Below are 19,302 nucleotides of genomic sequence, written 5' to 3' on the forward strand. Positions count from 1 at the left end.
ACGGCCTGTAGTCTGCGTTCCAGATCCTGCAGAGCATCGGCGTCGAGCAGGAACGATAGTTCGGCCAGTTGCTGCTCGATGCGGGTCGTTTCGGTATCGGCGACAGACGGATGAGCGGCCAGCCAGCGCTCGAAACGAGCGATCATCCTCGGCCTCTTTGAGTTTCTTTGCGAGCTCGAGTTGCTGCTCCGTGGCACGATCGCCGCCAATCGGTGATTTTGCACTGGTGCGCAATTGCGCCTCATTTTCCCGGGTGCGCTTCTGCACGCGGCGTCTGAGAGTTTCCTTACGGATGGCGTCGGCCTGCCGTTGCTCCCGTTCTCGTTGCACGAAGTCGATCTCGGTGCGCGCAGCTCGCTCGACCTCATCGAAACGATTGGCCGCGAGCGCTTGTTTCAACTGTTCATGGCGCGCACGCATCTTCTGAACGTCCGCTTCGGTGAGCGCGCCACTGCGGCGTGCTGCGCGCTCGTAATCCTGCAGCGCCGATTCGAGGCGCCCGAGCAAGCCTGCGCACGTGGCGATGCGCTCTTCCCGTGACACAATTCGCACGGCCTTAGGACCGCTCATATCGATCTCCTATCCGAGTGCTTCTTGCAGGGCTTGCCGAAGCTGTGACTGCTCTAAGGCTCGATCGACATACCAACCGTTTGACGAAACTCGATGCACTCTCGAGATGGTGTTGCCGAGCAATGCCGGTCGCCAGACTTCGCGCGCCCATGCATCTTCCAATAGTGGATGGCGAGGGGCATCGCATTCGATTCCCAACCCGTAGAGTCCGGTGCGCGGATTCTCCACGACGAGATCGATGCCAAAAACGCTGGTGTCGCGCAGTGCCAGGGCCCTGAATCCGAGGCTGTGTACGAACTCTATGACGGTGCGGATGAAGCCGTCGAGTTCGCCACCGCGCTGACGACCTACGGACTCGTTGTGCGCAACGGCGATTCGGGACAACAGCGCGCGGCTGCTATCGAATTCGCCTGCAGAAGTCGCACGCGCGTACTCCAGATAGGCTTGCAGAAAATCTCTGGCGGAGGAGGGTGCCCTTTGGGTGGTCAGCAGATCGGACACTTCCGCGACTGGCATGGACGTTACCAGCACGACGCGCTTTCGGGCGCGGGTCACCGCAACGTTGAGCCGTCGCTCGCCGCCGGTTTGGCCCAGCACGCCGAAGTTACGACGGAATGTGCCTTGAGGATTGCGTCCGAACGTCGACGAGAACACGATGACGTCGCGTTCATCGCCTTGCACGTTCTCGACGTTCTTGACGAAGAAACGCATGTCCTGGTCATCGACCACCCGCTCGCGTTCCAGTGTCAGTGCATCTCGAAACGCAGCATTCGCCTCGGCTCGCTCCTCGAGTTTTTCCTCGATCAAGTCCGCTTGCTTGCGATTGAATGTCACGACGCCGGAGGATACTCGCCGATCGACCGGTGCCGCCCACAGCTGCGCGAGCACATCGATCACCAAGTCTGCTTCGGCCGGGTTGGTTTGGTCCGAGTAGACGCCGTCAGCCCGCAACACTTGAATCGGACGCTCGCGTCGCACCTTGTCGTCCGGGTGGCGCACCGGAATATTGAGATGGTTGCCATAGAACGAGGCGTTCGAGAACGCAATCAGTTCGCGGAACGCGGAGCGATAGTGAATCTTCAGTGTCGTGGTCGGCAGCGCGGACTTGGCCAGTTGCAGCAGATCCGGGCAGTCCTTGATCTCGCGCCGGTTCCACACCAGCATTGCAGCGGCGGAATCGTCGTCGCCTGCGTCGTCCGCAGTCTCGCCGTCGGTGAATTCGTCATCGTCGTCGACGCGGCCGGCGAAGAAGGCAGTTGGCGGCATTTGTTTCTCGTCGCCGCTGACCACTACGATCCGGCTGCGATATAGCGCCGGCACCGCGAACTCCACTGGCATCTGCGATGCTTCGTCGAAGATCACCGTATCGAACAGCCCCGGTTTGAGCGGCAGCACGCGGCTGGCGACATCGGGGTTCATGAGCCACACGGGCCGTAGCGCAGTCAGACCGAGATCGACGCCGCGACTGAGGAACTCCCGCAAGCGTCGCGCTCTTTGGCCGCGAAGTCGCGTGATGTCTTCCCAATCGCGCACCGAGCCTATGCGGCCCAGGTCGATGCCGTCCACGAGCAGGTTGCGATTGGCGCCGCGCAGTTTTACATCGATGTCTTTGAGCGAGCGTCGTTTGGCATCGAGCTCGCTTCGCTCGGAGAGCAGCACAGGATAGGTACTCTCGATACGCGCTTTCCATGCGAGCCGGGCTTCTCGGGCGAGCGTGTGCCGGACAACCGCTTCCATGTCCTCTTTGGGAACGAGATCAAGCACCGCCTCGTGAATCCGCAAACATTCGAATGCCGCAGACATGCGCTCCGGCAACTGCTGCGCCTGCATGCGAAATCTTTGATACGCCGGCAGCGTCGGCATCGCGGCCGTGATGGGCGTAATGACATCGCGATTACTTTGATCGGACTCGATCAGCCGTTTCCGGGAGATGCGCCAGTCTTCGGTGAGATAGGAGTCGATGCTGGCGAGCGCGGCCAACGACCGGGTTCGCGCCGTGTGGCGCTCGCATCCTTGCCTTACGCGCATACTGAAACTATCGAAAGCGTCGACAGTGGCTGCTCGCAGCGCCTCGGTGGTTTCGAGCGGATGCGGGCTGGTGGCCACGTGACTCGCCAGCTGCTGAGCATGAGCCAACTGAGCTCTCAGATCCGTCGCAAGCTGTTCGAGCGCAGCTTTGGGAAGCTCATCAATGCCTGGGCCGCCGGGATGGAGGCGAGCGGCGATCTGGCCCAACCGGGCACGTGGCGCGCGCAGCTCCTGTTCGTGCGTTACCGCAGTCAGGAGCTGATCAGGAGCAACCTCGGCAATTTTATTGCGAGTAAAGAACGAGCGTAGCCGGCGTCCGTTCATCCATCGGATCGGTGAGAGGCTTTCGAGGAACGACTCCGGTGCCTGAGCTAGTTGCTGCGCCGCTGAGTGCAACGTATGCAATGTCTCATCACGAGTGCGGGTCAGTGGCACACGCGCAGGATCGCTGGTTGCATGGTGGATGCCAGCGAACTGCTGAAGGATTTCGGCGAGCTCTGTCTGTAGCTTGGCGCCTTCGGGCGATTCGTCGGCGGCAAAAAAGGGCAGCCAACGTGCCACTCGCTCTCGCGCTGGCGCGTCGAGATTGCGAAACACCGGCCCATGCGTATCGAGCCAGGTATTCGCACTGCGAGCGTCGTTCACACGAAGCGCGGTACCGGTCCGGTCGACGACTGAGTCGCGCTCCAGCTCCGCCTGTGTAAAGGCTTCGAAGCTGGCTTGGAAGGCTTTCAATGTGCCCGCATCCGACCCGAACGAACTGAGCGCAGCGAGTGCGCTGCCTTCATAGCGCGCGGGCAGCCAATGCCGCGCCAGCGGGCTGCACGCATCTTCCAATTCGATCAGGCTCGTAACATCCAAGCCTGCCAGCAGTTGACGCAATTGCGGCGCATCGATTGGCGGTGGGGTGCTGCGCTCCAGATTCAGCAAGTCGCCCAGCAATACTCGATAAGAGAGATCGGTCTGAGGGTCCACCGCATGCAATGCGTGGTGATACTTGTCGAGATCCGACTTCAATGACTGTAGTCGGCTCACAAGCTGAGTGCGCGTACGCTTCGCCTGTTCCACGGCGGGAGCAGTAGCTCGTATCGATTCGAGTTGCTCGCGTACCGCGCGCACCACGCGCTCGCGATCGGCGTTTACGTCGGTGATCATCATCAGACGATTGCCGAAACCTTCGGCCGCGAGGCGCTTGCGAACCACCTCGAGCGCGGGCTGCTTCTGGCACACGACCAGTACGCTACGATCGCGACCAATGGCATCCGCGATCATGTTTACGATGGTCTGGCTCTTGCCGGTGCCCGGCGGACCCTCGACGACCAGGCCCGGCGCACGGCGTGCCTCGAATACGGCGGCTTCCTGAGATGGATCGCGGTCGGCAGTGAAGAAGCGCTCGCTCTCCGGCACCGGATCGATCGGCTCAGTCGGCAGCGATTCTGCCAATCGCAATGCCGTTGCGAGCGCAGTGGCCGTAGGCGGCACGGTCTTCAGCTGGCGCAGATCTTCCATGATGGCCTGGCCAGCGTAGGAGAGATGAAACACGACGGCGGAGCAGGTGAGCTGTCCCTGACCGTTTTTCACTCGCGTATCTTTGCCAGGCAATGGCGCTAGCGCTCGACCTTGCGCTGGCATCAATGTGCTGAATGCATCCATCAACTCCGCGGCGGTGAGACTTTGGCGATGGAGCAGGTCGTGCGCTAGCGTCTGCCACTGACGAACGGCATCGGGTCCGAGCAACGCGTCCAGCGCCGGATTCAGCCGCACCTCTTCGCGGTCGCGGTCGAAGCCCAACGAAACGCGTCCGGAAGCACCCACCTCTGGCTTCAGTTTCAACGGCCACAATAGAACCGGCGCGATGCGTGGCCGCACCGACGCGCGCGTGTCCTGCATGAGAAGGAATGGAAAGCCGAGATACAGACCGTCGATGCCAGTATCCCGACGATAGAGCGTGGAGTGGCTGTGCAGCGTACGCACGCGCCGCTCCAGCAGCGTCGAATCGGCGAATGCCGCCGGATCGACATCGAACAGTTGCTCACCGCGAACCAGGATGCGATCGAGCAATGCAGCCGCCGGCACCCGCGGCGTGTCGAGCTCTGTAAGATCGATGCGAGCTGTGGTCTTGCCGATGACCATGCGAGACAGGGGGCCGCGCTGGACGGCGGTCGCCAGTCGCCTTGCAAAGAAATCCAATAACGTGGCGACGTACTGTTGTCCCGGCGGCTCTTGCCACGCGTTCTGCGGAATAGAAAGTACGACGAGTATGCGCGCCAGTGACAAGCGGCGTTCCAGCCGGAACTGATCCGCCCACTCGTCGAGACGTTCGATGCCGCTGCGTACAAAACCGGAGATGCGATTCTCCAGCAGCTGATAGATCTCGGCCCGCGGACGTTGCAGATGCGCCAGGGCTGCGTTTCTATCGAATGCCTCCAGCCCAGCGCGCATGGCTTGCGTGGCGGCGTCGTTCAATACGTCGTCCGGAGTGCGGAAATGGCCCACCGCGGCGGATAGCAGCAGAATCAGATCTTCTTCGTTCGCCTGTCGGCGTTCGATGATGGCTGCCAGTGCCGGATGATCGGTGTCGGGTAACAGCACGCGTCGCTCTGCCCACAACGCGGCGAGTCGGCTGCGTGACGTCGAAAGTACGTGCACGCGGACATCGTCTTCATTGAGATCGATTTCAAACTGGCTCGCGCGCTCACGCACAGCGGCTGCCCGGACTTTGAGCCGTGTGAGCCAAGGCTCCGCATCCATTCGCTGCAACAGGTCCGGCACTGGGCCGCAGATCAGCGCGTGTCCTTCCGCGAGATGATCCAACAGCCAGCCAGGTGTCACGATCTCGCCGCGACAGATCAGTGGAATCGCCGGGTTCAATTGTTTCAGTGCCAGCGCCAGGCGAAAGTCATCCGACAAGCCCTCGACGCGCGCGATGTCGCGTAACCATGCGGTGGCTGTCGCATCCAGGTTCATCTCCTGCGCCCAGGTGACTATCGCACCACGCAGCAGCAGATCTTTCGCTTCGTCCCACGTGGCGCCGTCAGCGGCTGCGAGTGCGAATGACGTGCCGGTGGTATGCGTGCGTCCAGCCAGCTTGATTCCACGACCGGCTTGATCGGTAGCACCCGGCGGAAGTGACGATCGAGGCGCGGGCGGTGAGTCGCCGGCCAGCCAGCGAGTGATTTCCGCCCAACCCCAGCGCTCGCGACGATCTCGTGCCAACAGGCCACGCAGCAGGAGCTGCAAGCGCGGATCGATGTTGTCCGGTATCGGCGCGCCGTTCGTCAGCACGTGTATCAGGAATGCCTGATCGTTGACGCCCTCGAAACATGCACCGCGAGTGACCTGTTCGAGCAACACGATGCCCAGGCTCCACCAATCCGAAGCCGCGGCGACGCCACCAGCAATGCCTTCAGGCGAGGTGTAGCGAGTGGTTTCGAGCGGCGAGACGATATCGAGATCGAACTCGGACAGGCGTGCCGATCCGAAGTCGGTAATGACCAGATCCAATGGATCTCGTGTTCGAACCACGATGGCGCCCGGCCGAAGGTCACGATGTCTCAGGCCGCGCTCTGCGAAGCTATGCAAAGCCGCGCCTATTTCGGACACGATGCGCGATAAGGTCGTTTCGTCCTCCGGCAACAAACCGAGATCTGCAAGCGTGCCGCCCGTCAGTTCCTCGGTGACTTCGAAGGCGCGGCCTTCCCATCGGCCGGTCTGCAGAATCTCGGGAACGTAATCTCTTGGCAGTCGGCGGAGTACTTCGTAGACCGCAGGGTCAGGCTCGCTACCGACGCTGTAGAGGCTCATTTCGGCCTGATAGCCGTCGGTCACTCGTGCGACGATGAACCGTTCGCGGACCTTGTCCGACGATGGCAATTCGCGGACGCGTCGCCAGCCGCCGATATCGGCCGACGTTTCGGCAGTTGCCGGCCGCTCCGAGATGGCCGTTGCAACATCTGCTCCGCATTGGGCGCAAAGAAAATCACCGACTGCCATCGGGTGGCCATTGGTGCAAACCGCGCCGACAGGCGTCTGCGGTTCATGCCCGCGCCCAGGCTCGCTGATGGGCGTGGAAGTGAGATCCCAGCTGCACGGCGCACTTTCGAACTCGCCAAGGCAAAACAGTTCGGTCAACGCGCGTTCGGTTCGACAGTTGGGACACAGGCGAATCATTGCCGCCATGATCAGACACTGCCTTCGGTGAGCGAGACGCTGTGGCCTGCATCGGCGAGGATTGCGCGCAGTCTTGCCAGGTCGCCGCGCATCGGGATTCCAGCGAACCACACGGTGCCGTCCGCATCGAACATGGCATCGAGTGCGCGATCCTGCTCGCCGACGGGCCGATCGATGTCTGCGAGCGCGCTCATCCCCAGCGGCGTTAGCAGATGCAATTGCTGATTGTCACTGCCGCGCAAGGCGCGCGTTTGCGGCTTGGAGACTTCGAAGGGTTCCGACATCAGGCCATCGATCAGGCCGGGATTGCGCTCGAGCCACGCAGCTATGCGCTCGAAGGGATACCCCGAATACACCAACACGGAAACCGACGTTTGTTCGCGCAGCGACCGGAGCAAGTCGCGCAGCGCGTCGGGTTGATCGAACGGCTCGCCGCCGGAAATAGTGATTCCGTCTGCCTGATTGAGCCAGCCTTGCAAGGCGCGAAGGGTTTGCGACACTGTCGTGAGTCCCCGACCTTCGGGCCAGGTGTCGACGGAAATGCAGCCCGGACAGCGAATCGAACAACCCTGCAACCAGATACCCAGACGTCGTCCCGGCCCCAGCGTGGTCACCGGAAAATGCAGCCTCGAGATCGCAATGTTCGTCACGTCGCCGGTCCGAGCACGAGTGACGTGGTCACGCCCACGATCACCTCGGAGATCTCGAAACGCGATGCGCCCGGCTCATGCTCGAACAGAGCGCGAGCCAGGGGATTGGTGAGGTGGGCTTCGAGTTGATTGCGAATGCCGCGGCCGCCATTCGATAGATCCGTCAAGCACAAGCTTTCCAGCTGCGCGCGAGCTGCGGCCGCGAGCGAGACGTGATAGCCGGCCTCTTGCACGTTCCCCAGAATCGAAGTGACCATTTGTTCGAAGATGCGCACGGCGACCTCCGGCCGGATGAAATCGAACACGATGATGTTTTCGCCGATGCGATTCAGGATCTCGGGCCGGTTCAGCACCACTTTGAAATGGTTGTCGATCTCGCTGCGCACCTTGCGGCGAACCTCATCGTACGGCTGTGCCGCTGTGACATTCTGGACGCGCGCGCCGCTGAGGTCGGTGGAGTAGATGCCGAGGTTCGAAGTGAACACGATCAGCGCCTCGGAAAAATACACCCGGTCGCCGCGGCCCGAAGTGAGCACACCGTCGTCGAGTATCTGCAGGAACTTATCCAGGATGCGCGGGTGCGCTTTTTCGATCTCGTCGAACAGCACTACACTGAAGGGCTTTTCGCGGATCGCATTGGTGAGTTCGCCGCCGACGTCGTAACCGACGTAGCCGGGCGGCGCGCCCAGCAGCCGTTGATCGGCGTGCTCGGCGCTGAACTCCGACATGTCGAAGCGGATGTATGCCGTCTCGTCGCCAAACAGGAGTTCCGTCACCGTCTTTGCAAGTTCCGTCTTACCGACGCCAGTCGGTCCAGCCAGGAATGCGACGCCGCGCGGGCGGCCACCGCGACGAGCGCCGCTGATGCCGGTCGCCGCTCGCTTGATGATGTCGAGCATGTGGGTGATGGCATGCGTCTGTCCGATTACGCGACGCCCGACAAAGTCTTGCGCGGAGGCGATTTTGTCGCGCTCGATCTTGCGCCACTCATCGTCCGTCACGCCGACTTTGTAGCGTCGGACCGCATCCGCGACCGCAGTGACGTTCAAGCCCTCGGCGCGACCGAGGCCGACGATGGCGTTCAAGTCCATCAGCAGCAGTCCCTCGGTTTCGTCGACCAATTCCTGCTCCGCGCGCGCGAGTATTTCGGGGCTGGCCTCGCGTGCCCCTGGCAAACTTCGGATCAGCGCAGCCGCGACTGCACGACGGGCCGGCCGATCGGGTTTGGCAACAGGAATGTGACGCAGGCGCGGGTTGTCGATGATGAGCCAGTCAGGCAAGTCTCCTTCCTTATCGACCAGCCAGAGAATGGTGTTGAATAGAGGCGAGCGGTTGCGGCCCAGCGGCCTCGCGCTCGCTTTCTGTGTCAAAACCAATGCGCGCGTGAACAGCTGATGCTCCGCTGCGGCCAGCGCATCCGAGCGCATGATGAGCCTGGAAGCGAAGTTCACGATGACGGCTGTCGCCGGGCCAGCACCGAGTACCGCGCGCTCGAGCACCATCCCCAGCAAATCGGTGCCGGCGGGCGCCGCGCCGTTGGCCGGCTGCAAGCCCAGCTCCTGTAGCAGGGCATCTTGTGCCGACGGCTCGCCGGATGGATGAGCTACCCTGAATCCCGCGACCGGGTCGTACGCGAGGATGCGCTCATAACCGGCCGCAGCTAGCTCACTTGCAAGCACCGCAGACAGCGGGACGGCGTTGACGCTGCCAGGCATCGTTTCGTGCGCTTGCAGATCGCGTACCGAGCCGGATAGCACGAACTGGCTTTTCAGCGGCAGGAACCGCAGCAGATCGCGCAGCCATCGCGGTTTCATGGGCGCAGGGAGAGTGGCCATCCCGATTCCTTGTTGTGTCCCAACTCCGCCTGTTGACACGGTTTTATAGCGGGGAGCGGTCGGATCGCTCCAGTATACGGATCACGTTTCTTCAGGCCAATGACGCGCTCGAGCGCTGTACATACAGCAGGGTTCGCCTACGATCGCGCACGAGGACTGGCTGCGGATCGCAGCTCGCAATCAGGAGCCATATGAGATCGAAGGTACTCGGCCTCGCCGTAGCGTCACTGGTGTTTGCCGGATGCGCTACTGAGCCTGTGGCGCGCCGGCCGGAGTTCAGTGCGGGCTATCCTGTCTACGATTGCCCGCAACATTTGGAGGGGCAGGTCAGGCTGGCGGCCGACGTTTATCCGCTACCAGGGCCGGTATCGAGCAGGGCGTACAGCATTCGCACGGTCGGCGAGGTCGGGCGAAGGCTGGCGATTGGCGTCGACCCAGCAGGCCTGGATCGGCACGATCGCATCGTATGGAGCGCGCTGTCGATAGCCTCGTATGGAGGAACGTTCACTCAATGGGCTCGCCTCAAGACCGACCACGTGTTGGTTGATCCGGGCGCGTCCGATGCAGCGCTGGCAAGTGAGGTCTCAAACGGCGCGGTCAGTGCCCCCGAAATTGCGACCGTGAAAGGATCCGCCGGGCAGATCCGAGTAATGCGCGTCGCTCGCGGCTCGACTGAGCTTGCGGGCTCGCATTCCATTGATGTGAGCGTGATGCCCGGTGGCACGGTGATCGATGACACAGTGCTCGGCGAAGTACGGCTGTGGCAGGCAGACGGCTCTGCTGTGCAGCCGGCCGATGCAAAGATCGAGCTGACCCCTATCCGTCATCCGCCGGGATTGGACGCGGTGCAAGCCTCGCTACAGTTGGACTACATCGTGCGACTCGGCGCCTCGGGCGAGGAGTGGGCTTGCTCGGCCGAGGCACGGGTCACTTTGCTTGACCAGGATGCCGTTCGTCAGGCGTTCTGGGACTTGGGCCTCGCCCCAAAGAATGCGGGCCGTCGCGAGTGGCTCGCGCTGCATAGCTCGGAGACGGGCGCGGTTCGACTGACGTTTGACTCACCTGAGGCCGCCAACTCCTTTGCCGCCTGGCTGCAGACAACGCGAGCAACGCAAGTGGGCGGCTATAACATCGGAGCGTTCACGCAGCGGCAAATAACGGCCACCCGGCCGTATGGCCCGCTGGATGCAGAGGCGATGCAAACGTACCGACCTTTGCGGCCACAGGATCTTCCAACGATCACCGTTGGGCCGGTGGGCGAGCCCTGAGCGCTCCAATGCGCGCTTTCCGCAAATAGAATGGCGCTTTCTACGGAGGGATGGATAGTGAATAACTCGGTTCGTCGTTTCTTCCTGTCGGTGCTGCTGGCGCTGGCTTCATTTCCTGCGTTGTGCGCAGACATTTCCACAATGGCTGCGGCGATCGACCGTGCTGCCCAAGCGGCCATCGACGCAGGAGAGAGTCCGGGATTGCAGATTGCGGTATTCAAGGAGGGCGCTTCACCACACCTCCGGGCTGCATAGCTACACAGACGATGAGTCGATTATCGAGCGCGAAGCCGCGGTGAGCCGGACGACCGATCAATGGATCGAACGATTCGCTCGCATGCCCAAGACACAGGACTTCGAGCCTGGCACCGGCTGGTCCTACAGCAACACAGCTTATTTCCTGCTCGGCGGAGTGATCGAGAAGGTCGAGGGCAAGCCGCTCGCGACAGTGCTCAAAGATCGTTTGTTCGCACCGTTGGGAATGAGTCAAACGGCGCTGGATGACGAGCAGGAAATCGTTCCGGCGCGGGTGGCGGGCTATGACGCCGAGGCGCCGGGAAAATTCAAGAATGCCCGCCTGATCTCGATGACGATTCCCGGTGCGGCGGGGGCGATGCGCTCATCGGCCGGCGATCTGGCGAAATGGAATGCTGCCCTGTTTAACGGCAAGGTGCTCCAGCCTGCTTCCTTGCAGACGATGATCGCACCGGGTCGGCTCAACGATGGTCAATTGAGCAGTACGGCGATGCCCAAGATCGAGGGCGCTGCGCCGAGCGAGTATGGCTATGCCCTGGGCATCGATCAGGTCGAAGGTCACGCTCGTATTGGACACGGCGGTGGCATTTTCGGTTTCAACTCGTCCTTGCACGAGTTTCCCGGTGACCGGCTCACGGTTGCGGTCATTGCAAACGGCATCGGTCCCAACGTCGGCGTGGGGCAGATCGCCAAGCGGATCGAGCGGATCGCGTTGGGCCTGCCTGACAAATAGGCTTCGGCCTACGCCGAAAGTTACCATTTCGTAATGATCGAGTTGTCTCGGTATCGCATCAGCTCTGCGGCTGGCTTCCGCGGCCGCAGGGGCGCTACCCTTCATCCCGCCGGTACAGGCCAGATGAAGAATCGATGCGAAAGTGCTTGATAATCGAGGATGACGTAGAGACGGCGGCATTCGTGGCCAAGGGGCTGCGCGAGAAAGGATACGCGGTCACCCTCTGTCGCGACGGTGTCGACGGGCTGCAGCGTGCGACGACTGGCACCTGGGACGTCATCGTGCTGGATCGCATGCTTCCCGATAAGGTCGATGGGCTGAGCATTCTGAGCACGCTGCGGGGCCTGGGGCGGCGCGTGCCGGTGCTCATCTTGAGCGCACTCTCAGGGATCGATGAGCGAGTGCGCGGGCTCGAGTCGGGCTGCGACGATTATTTGTCCAAGCCCTTCGCGTTCTCTGAGTTTGCGGCCCGTATCGAAGCGCTGATACGACGCTCTCAAGTCGACGAAAGTGTCCACGAGCTGCGCATCGCGGATCTGCAAGTCGATCTCATCGCTCGTCGGGTGGAGCGCGGCGGCGTGCAGATTCCGCTGCAGCCTCGCGAGTTCCGACTGCTCGTCTACCTGCTGTCCAGACAGGGGCAGGTGGTGACGCGCACCATGCTGCTCGAAAGCGTATGGGATTACAGTTTCGATCCCCATACGAATCTCATCGACGTGCACATCAGTCGGCTGCGCACCAAGCTGGAGAAAAACTTCGGCGTGCCGCTCATCCATACCGTGCGCGGCGTCGGCTATGTGATGATGGCCGAGGTTCCCGAGTCGTCGTACGGTCAGCAATGATCGCGTTCGCACAGCGCTTGTGGACGTCGCTGGCCTTCCGTCAGGCGCTGGGCTATGGCGCGATGGTCGTGCTCACGATGCTCATCCTGCTCGCCATTTTCTACATGCAGACCGTCGGTGTCTGGCAGCGTCGTATCGACCAGCAGATTCGCTCCGCATCGTTGCGTCTGGTAGAGCACTTCGAACACGAGGGCGATCAATCATTGGCACATCGGATCAGCGTCATCCTCGGCGACGGTGTCAATTCGGACACCGAGATCTATTTGCTGCTGGACGCGGCGGGCCGCGATCTCGCCGGCAACGTAACGTCCTTGCCGGAGTCCTTGGTGCCAGGGCCGGAGATCGTGGAACAGGCCGTGATGCGCTCCGGGCGGGAGTCGGTTGCGCGCCTGCAGGTGACGCGTCTCGCAGACGATCAGATGCTGGTCGTCGGACGAGACATGCAGGATCAGCGTGAGCTGCGGCAGCTCATTCGAAGAGCGAGCATATCCGGTGGGGCAATCACACTTATCATGGCTGTGGCGGGTGCACTGGCATTCCGGCGCAGACTGGAACGTCGCATTGGCGCCATTCGGCAGGCCGCCGCGCGCATCGAGGATGGAGATCTGCAACAACGCATCCCGGTCTCGCAGCAAGAGGATGAGTTCGCGCGCCTGACCCGCGACATCAATTCGATGCTGGACCGGATTCATGCGCTGATGGACGGAGTTCGGCACGTCTCGAACACGATCGCCCACAACATCCGCACGCCGCTATCGCGGGTGAGCGCACGGTTGCAGGTTGGCAGAGACTCGGGGCAGCTGGCGGAGGCGACGGAGTTCGCGATTCGAGAGCTGCAGGATCTCAATATCGTCTTCGAGAAGTTGTTGAAGATTGCCGAGGCGGAGTCCGGCGCGCGCCGCTCGAACTTTGTCTCGGTGTCGCTGGATGATGTCGCGACCAATGTGATTCAGCTCTATGACGCGCTTGCGGAAGCGCGTTCGTCGACGCTGACGTATGTTTGCCAGGATCAGCCGCAAACTCTGGGAGATCCGCATCTCATTGCCAACGCGGTGGCCAACCTGGTGGACAACGCGCTCAAGTACACACAGCCAGGCGCTGCCATCCGACTGGAGACTGCGCATGCCGATGGTTGGGTCACCGTCACCGTGCGCGACAATGGACGAGGCATTCCTTCGGAGGAATTGCCCCGTGTGGGCGAGCGGTTCTATCGGCTGGATCGCAGCTTGCCCGGCTACGGTCTGGGACTCGCGAGCGTGGTGGCTGTCGCTCGGCTGCACGGAGGATGTTTGCAACTCGAAGATGCCAAGCCGGGCTTGATCGCGCGCCTCGTGCTGCCGGCGCTGGAGCGTTGAGCGGCCCGACTTACCAAACGGTAATGATACTTTCATGAATGCCGTTCACCCGGCCTTCTAGCATTTGCTGAAGATCGGCTGGACGAAATCTGCATGAGAATGATCAAGCGTGGGCTCCCGATAGGACTGCTGGGTGTGACGGCTGCGTGTCTTCTCGGTTGCGGAGCTGGGCAGGCGAAGGTCGAGTCCGCGGCGGCGAGCGATGAGACCGCAGCGCCGAGCGAGGGAGTGCAGATCGAGCAGGCATCGCTGGCGATGCTGGACGTTCAGGAAGTTTCCGGCGAGCGTGAGCATCGCGTTGTTTGGGCCACTGCACGCGCCGAGTTCAGGGATGATCGGGTCGCTTCGGTGGATACGCCGGTCTCCGCGCGAGTCATCGAAGTGAGCGCGCGAGTGGGCGACAGTGTTGTCGCGGGTGCTGCGCTGGCTGTTCTCGCCAGTCCGGAGGCGGCTCGAATTCGCACCGACTACTCGAACGCGCTCGTCGGTGTTCAGGTCGCTCGCGCCGAGGCTCGGCGGCAACAAACGATGTTTGCAGGCGGCGTGGGCACCGAGGTAGAGAAAGTGGCCGCCGAGGCTGCACTGCAGGCAGCTCAACATGAGCTCGATCGGGCCGAGCGCACGCGGAAATACCTGGGTGACGGTGAGCACGATCGTTTCGTGTTACGCGCACCTCGCGCTGGCGTGGTCGCTGCCCGTTTGGCCACACCGGGCGCGACTGTCGAGCCCGGCGGCGACCCCATGTTCATCGTCGGCGATCCGGGCGCGCTGTGGATGGTGGCCGAAGTCTTCGAAAGCGATCTCGGCGGCCTCGAAGAAGGGGCGGTCGCTCAGGTCGAGCTGCCGGCGGTCGCCGGAACCGTGCAGGGGCACGTGCAAAAGGTGGGAATACTGGCCAACCAGACCAATGGTCGGGTGCCGGTGTTCATCGGCCTGGATGAAGCACGTCGCGGCATCCGGCCTGGCATGGTGGGAAGAGCGGGCATCCAAGTTCAAAGTGAAGGCATCACGTCGATTCCGATCAGCGCCGTTCTGATCAAAGGCGAGCAGGGATCGATCGTCTACGTGCAGCGCTCGCAGACGCATTTCGATGCACGCAATGTCACATTGGGCCGTCCCGCGCACGGCAGTGTGCCTGTTCTGAACGGCCTGCAACCCGGTGAGCGCATCGTCGTGCGCGGTGCATTGTTGCTCGATGGCGCTGCCAGCCAGTTGATGTAACCCCACATATGCTGCGCTCTTTGATTGCACAGGTGGTGCATCGGCGGCTCGTTGCGCTCGCAATAACCGCAGCGGTCGCAATCTACGGCCTGTTTGCCTATTTCGATACGGCGATCGAAGCCTACCCGGATGTAACAAATGTCCAGGTGGGCGTTATCACGCAGGCACCTGGCTTGCCCCCGGAAGAGATCGAGCGCCAGATCACGTTGCCGCTGGAGCGCGCGTTGAATGGGACGCCGGGCCTGCAGTCGCTCCGTTCCGAAAGTTACTTTGGCCTGTCGCTCGTTGCCGCGGTGTTCGATGACGACACACGCAGCGACTTTGCCAGGGTCCAGGTCATGCAACGTCTCATGCAGGCCGAGTTGCCCGACGGGGTGACCGCCGAGATGGCGCCTGACAGCACGCCGCTGGGCAAGATCTATTACTACCGACTGGTCAGCGACCGCCACGATCTGTCGCAGCTGCGCATTCAACAGGAGACGACCGTCACCCGCGTGCTCAAGCAGGTGCAGGGTGTCGCCGACGTGGTCGGCATCGGCGGCTTTCTAAAGGAAATTCACGTCGAGGTGGATCCGGCGCGTCTCATCGGATTGGAGCTCACCCTGTCCGATGTCATCGACGCCATCGCGGCGTCCAATGGCAATGTCGGCGGCGGTTTGCTGCGTCGGGGAGAGCAGTCGCTCATCGTCCGCGGTATCGGCCTGCTGCGCACGCCTCAAGACATCATGGCAGTCGTGCTCAAGGCCGATGGCGGCGTGCCCGTGACGGTCGGCGATGTAGCACGAGTCATCCAGTCGTATACGCCGCGGCAGGGAGCGGTCGGCATGGACGATCATGACGACATCGTGCAGGGCATCGTGTTGCTGAAGCGTGACGCGAATCCCTCGCGCGTGCTCGACGAAGTGCATCGTCGGGTCGAGCAGTTGAACGAAAGCATTCTGCCGAAAGGCATGCGGATGGAGCCCAGCTACGATCGCAGCGAGCTGATCGGTCATACGCTGGCGACGGTGTTTCACAACCTGCTGTTTGGCGGCGCGTTGATCGTCGGGGTGCTGTGGCTGTTCCTGCGCAGCGTGCGTGGGTCGCTGATCGTTGCCAGCGTCATTCCGATGGCGCTGCTCGTCGCATTCATCGGACTGCACATGCTGGGAATGCCGGCGAATCTCATATCGATGGGCGCCATCGATTTCGGCATCATCGTCGACGGCGCTGTGGTGCTCGCCGAGAGCATTCTGGCCACCGCCCGCGTGCGCCGCCCGGCGACTCGCAGCGAGCTCTACGATCTCATCATCGACTCGGCCGTTGCAGTCGCCCGGCCGACGTTGTTCGCCATGGCAATCATCATTGCCGCACTGATTCCCATCTTCTCCCTCGAAAGTGTCGAGGGACGGATCTTCCGTCCGCTCGCGCTGACCTATTCCTTCGCACTGGTGGGCGCACTGGTGTTCGCCATGTTGCTGGTGCCGGCATTGTGCGCCATCGGTCTGCGGCCCAAGGATGCGGATACGCGAGAGCCCGAGATCTTCGAACGCATGCAGCATTGGTACGAGAGATGTTTGCAGCGCGTGATCGAGAGTGCTCGACAGCGAAGGCTGGCCTGCGGTGTTGCTGTCCTCGCGTTGCTGCTGGCGGCGTTCGCCGCGAGCCGGCTGGGCACGGAGTTTCTGCCGGAGCTGGACGAGGGCGATGTCTATGTACTGGTTCAGATGCCTTCTTCCATATCGCTGGAGAAGGGGCAGGAGGTCTTGCGCGACGTTCGTCGCAGGTTGCGTGCCTTCCCGGAAACGCGAGCGGTCGTCAGCGAGCAGGGCCGGCCGGAGTCGGGCACCGACAACGAGTGGATCAATCTGGCGAAGGTGCTGGTTCGTTTGCAGCCTCATGATCAGTGGCGCGCAGGAGTGAACAAGGAAGCGCTCGTCGCACAGATGCGTGCCGCTCTCATCGAGATTCCGGGCGTCGCTTTCAATTTTGCGCAACCGATTAGAGACAGCGTCGAGGAGTCGACCTCGGGCGCGCGTGGCCACGTCGTGCTGAAGCTCTTCGGTCCTGACATCGACACACTGCGAGCGTTGCTGCAGAAAACGCGTGCCTTGCTGGAGCCGGTCGACGGAATCGTCGACCTCGATCTGTACCGGGATTCCCCGGCCCCGCAGTTGCAAGTGGAGTTCAACCGCCAGGCACTGGCGCGATACGGCATCACGATGGCCCAGGCGCAAACGACGTTGGAGGCAGCGGTCGGCGGCACGGTGGCCACGCAGTTCTGGGAAGGCGAATTCGGTGTGCCGGTGCGAGTGCGCCTTCCCTACGAGGAACGCACCGACGAGGCACGCATCAGGGACATCGCCGTGCCCACGGCGTCGGGCATGACCGTGCCGTTGCATGCGATTTCGGACATCAATATTCGGATCGGCAATGCGTCGATCTTCCGAGAGGGCAACGCTCGTTACATGGCCCTGAAATTCAATGTGCAAGGTCGCGACATTGGCTCGGTGGTGCGTGAGTCGATCGATGCATTCACGAGCAACGTACAGTTGCCGGATGGATATGTTGCGGCCTGGGGTGGTGAGTGGGAGAACCAGCGCCGCGCCGCGACGCGGCTCACGGTGGTGATTCCGCTGTCGCTGCTGATCGTCTTTCGCGCTGTTTGTTGTTTGCTGCCTTGGGCCAGGCGCGCAGCGCCGGTCTGATCTTGCTGATGGCACCGTTCGCGATGATCGGAGGTATCGCGGCGCTGTACATCACGGGAATCAATCTCTCCATCAGCGCAGCGATTGGATTCATCGCGCTGCTTGGGCAGGTTGCATTGGCGGGCCTGCTCGTCTTGAGCGCCGTGGAGCAGCTGAGGAAAGACGGTGAGGCAATGATTTCAGCGCTCGTGAAAGGAGCAACGCTGCGCATGCGCTCCGTTCTGATGGTGACGTTGCTGGCGATGTTGGGCCTGTTGCCGATGGCACTGTCGAGCGGTGTCGGTAGCGAAACGCAGCGGCCGTTCGCGTCGGTCATCGTGGGAGGGATGATTACCTTGCCGGCTGCGGCGCTGCTGTTGCTGCCTGTCTTGTATGCGTGGTTCGGTCCGAGAGACATGCGCACGTCCGAACAGCGTGACGCCCAGGCAGTCCAGCACTAATTCACGGGAATGATTCCAGTGTTCAAGCCGATGTTGATGATCGCGATGCTATGTCTCGGGTCATCCCGCGCGTTCGCGCTGGATCTTCCGAGCGAAATCACGCTGCCGCAGCTGCTGGAGCTCGTGAGCGCGCGAAATCCAGAGCTGCTGGGAGAGCAAAGCCGCGTCGATGCCGCGGATGCAGACATCAAGACCGCGCGGGCGTTGCCGAATCCCGAGGTGTCCTACTACAACTTCACGCCACAGATCCTGGTCGAGCAATCGCTGCCGATCTTTGGTCAGCGGGGGCTGCGCATCCAGAGCGCTCAATTGGAGGCGGAAGCTGTTCGTGCCGAGGTCAGCTCGGTGGGTGCCGATGTGTTGAGAGATGCGGCCCTGGCGTTCACGCAACTGCTCGTGGCGCAGGAGCGCCGACGATTGCATCAGGCAGTCTACGAAGACCTGATGGCCTCGATCGTCATCGTTCGCGGCCAGGTGGAGGCGGGTGCCCGCTCTCGATACGATCTCGCTCGCATCGAGCTCGAGCGCGCTCAAGCGCAGGCAGAGCTGGAGCGTTCGGAGGCCGAGCTCGCATCGAGCGTGATGCAACTCGCCATCGCCGTCGGACAGCCCGAGTGGCGACCGGTTGCCTTGGGAAAATTGCAACCATCACGAGAACCGCTGACATTCGACGCCCTTTGGCCGCAAGCTGAATATCGATTGAGTTCGCTTCGTGCTGCCGCTGCCGCCGAAACCGCTGCGGAGAAGCGGAGCGAACTGGCGCGTCGGGAAGCGCTGCCTACGACGGCGATCACGGTGGGCGAGCAACGTGAGCGTGGTGCTCGCGATTTTGTCTATGGCGTATCGATCAGCATACCGGTCTTCGATCGACAGCAAGGCGCCATCGGTCGCGCCCGCGCTGAGGCGAACCGAGCCCGATTGCAGAATCGGGCGCAGCGGCTCGCTGCTGAGACGGCGTTGCGGCGGGCAACCGATCAGCTGGCGCAGCGACGTGCGCTCACCGAACGTTTCGAACGCGATGGCTTGTCACAACTTCCCGAACTGCGTCGCATGGCGCGCGACGCGTACAAGCTCGGTCAGGGCGGCATTCTCGAACTCATCGACGCCATCCAGTCAGTGGCTCAGAAGCAGCTGGCACATCTCGAGTTGCTCGAGTCGGTGTTCGAAGCAGAGATTGCCGTGCAGGCCGCGAGCGGCTTGTTCACGAACTCGGCGGAGCCCGTGACGCCGCCGGGATGACGCCCGGAT

11 protein-coding genes and 1 pseudogene are annotated in these 19,302 nt (G+C 62.2%); 9 read left to right on the top strand and 3 right to left on the bottom strand.

Features of this window, described 5'->3' with window-relative positions; genetic code table 11:
- Nucleotides 1-234 precede the first annotated feature (234 nt).
- Nucleotides 235-540, top strand: a complete 306-nt coding sequence (locus D0550_RS22590) for a hypothetical protein (protein ID WP_116811456.1) — start codon at nt 235-237, stop codon at nt 538-540.
- A 39-nt stretch (nt 541-579) separates the two neighbouring features.
- Here D0550_RS22590 and D0550_RS22595 read toward each other — a convergent pair whose 3' ends face one another.
- Genes D0550_RS22595 through D0550_RS22605 form a run of 3 tightly spaced genes read right to left on the bottom strand, consistent with a single transcriptional unit; the run spans nt 580 to nt 9,253 of the window.
- Nucleotides 580-6,729 carry an AAA domain-containing protein gene (locus tag D0550_RS22595; RefSeq protein ID WP_206606469.1) on the bottom strand — a complete coding sequence of 2,050 codons (6,150 nt, stop codon included), beginning with the start codon at nt 6,727-6,729 and terminating at the stop codon, nt 580-582.
- Nucleotides 6,730-6,779: 50 nt separating this feature from the next.
- The gene (locus D0550_RS22600; RefSeq protein ID WP_116811457.1) at nt 6,780-7,418 is read right to left on the bottom strand and encodes a 4Fe-4S cluster-binding domain-containing protein; all 639 of its coding nucleotides are present in this window, start codon (nt 7,416-7,418) and stop codon (nt 6,780-6,782) included.
- A complete protein-coding gene (locus D0550_RS22605; RefSeq protein WP_116811458.1) occupies nt 7,415-9,253 on the bottom strand; it encodes an AAA family ATPase in 1,839 nt (612 codons plus the stop codon). Before D0550_RS22605 ends, D0550_RS22600 begins: the two co-directional genes overlap by 4 nt.
- 191 nt (nt 9,254-9,444) lie before the next feature.
- Here D0550_RS22605 and D0550_RS22610 point away from each other — a divergent pair, with 191 nt between their 5' ends.
- The 8 genes and pseudogenes from D0550_RS22610 to D0550_RS22640 all read left to right on the top strand — a co-directional run bounded on the left by D0550_RS22610 (nt 9,445) and on the right by D0550_RS22640 (nt 19,293).
- Nucleotides 9,445-10,521 carry a hypothetical protein gene (locus tag D0550_RS22610; RefSeq protein ID WP_153067278.1) on the top strand — a complete coding sequence of 359 codons (1,077 nt, stop codon included), beginning with the start codon at nt 9,445-9,447 and terminating at the stop codon, nt 10,519-10,521.
- A 57-nt stretch (nt 10,522-10,578) separates the two neighbouring features.
- Nucleotides 10,579-10,776: a hypothetical protein gene (locus D0550_RS35195; RefSeq protein ID WP_206606484.1), complete on the top strand. Its 198-nt coding sequence runs from the start codon at nt 10,579-10,581 to the stop codon at nt 10,774-10,776.
- Nucleotides 10,682-11,509, top strand: a complete 828-nt coding sequence (locus D0550_RS22615; RefSeq protein ID WP_241520885.1) for a serine hydrolase domain-containing protein — start codon at nt 10,682-10,684, stop codon at nt 11,507-11,509. The genes D0550_RS35195 and D0550_RS22615 overlap by 95 nt, the downstream gene beginning before the upstream one ends.
- A gap of 134 nt (nt 11,510-11,643) precedes the next feature.
- Entirely contained in the window at nt 11,644-12,351 is a 708-nt protein-coding gene (locus D0550_RS22620; RefSeq protein ID WP_116811461.1) for a response regulator transcription factor, read from the top strand.
- Nucleotides 12,348-13,706 (top strand): sensor histidine kinase, encoded by a 1,359-nt coding sequence (locus D0550_RS22625; protein ID WP_116811462.1) that lies wholly within the window; start codon nt 12,348-12,350, stop codon nt 13,704-13,706. The genes D0550_RS22620 and D0550_RS22625 overlap by 4 nt, the downstream gene beginning before the upstream one ends.
- Before the next feature lie 93 nt (nt 13,707-13,799).
- The gene (locus tag D0550_RS22630; RefSeq protein ID WP_116811463.1) at nt 13,800-14,927 is read left to right on the top strand and encodes an efflux RND transporter periplasmic adaptor subunit; all 1,128 of its coding nucleotides are present in this window, start codon (nt 13,800-13,802) and stop codon (nt 14,925-14,927) included.
- An 8-nt stretch (nt 14,928-14,935) separates the two neighbouring features.
- Nucleotides 14,936-18,054, top strand: a pseudogene (locus D0550_RS22635) (efflux RND transporter permease subunit).
- Nucleotides 18,055-18,072: 18 nt separating this feature from the next.
- Nucleotides 18,073-19,293: a TolC family protein gene (locus tag D0550_RS22640; protein ID WP_206606472.1), complete on the top strand. Its 1,221-nt coding sequence runs from the start codon at nt 18,073-18,075 to the stop codon at nt 19,291-19,293.
- The last annotated feature ends 9 nt before the right edge of the window (nt 19,294-19,302 follow it).

It is taken from the genome of Steroidobacter cummioxidans (assembly GCF_003104955.1).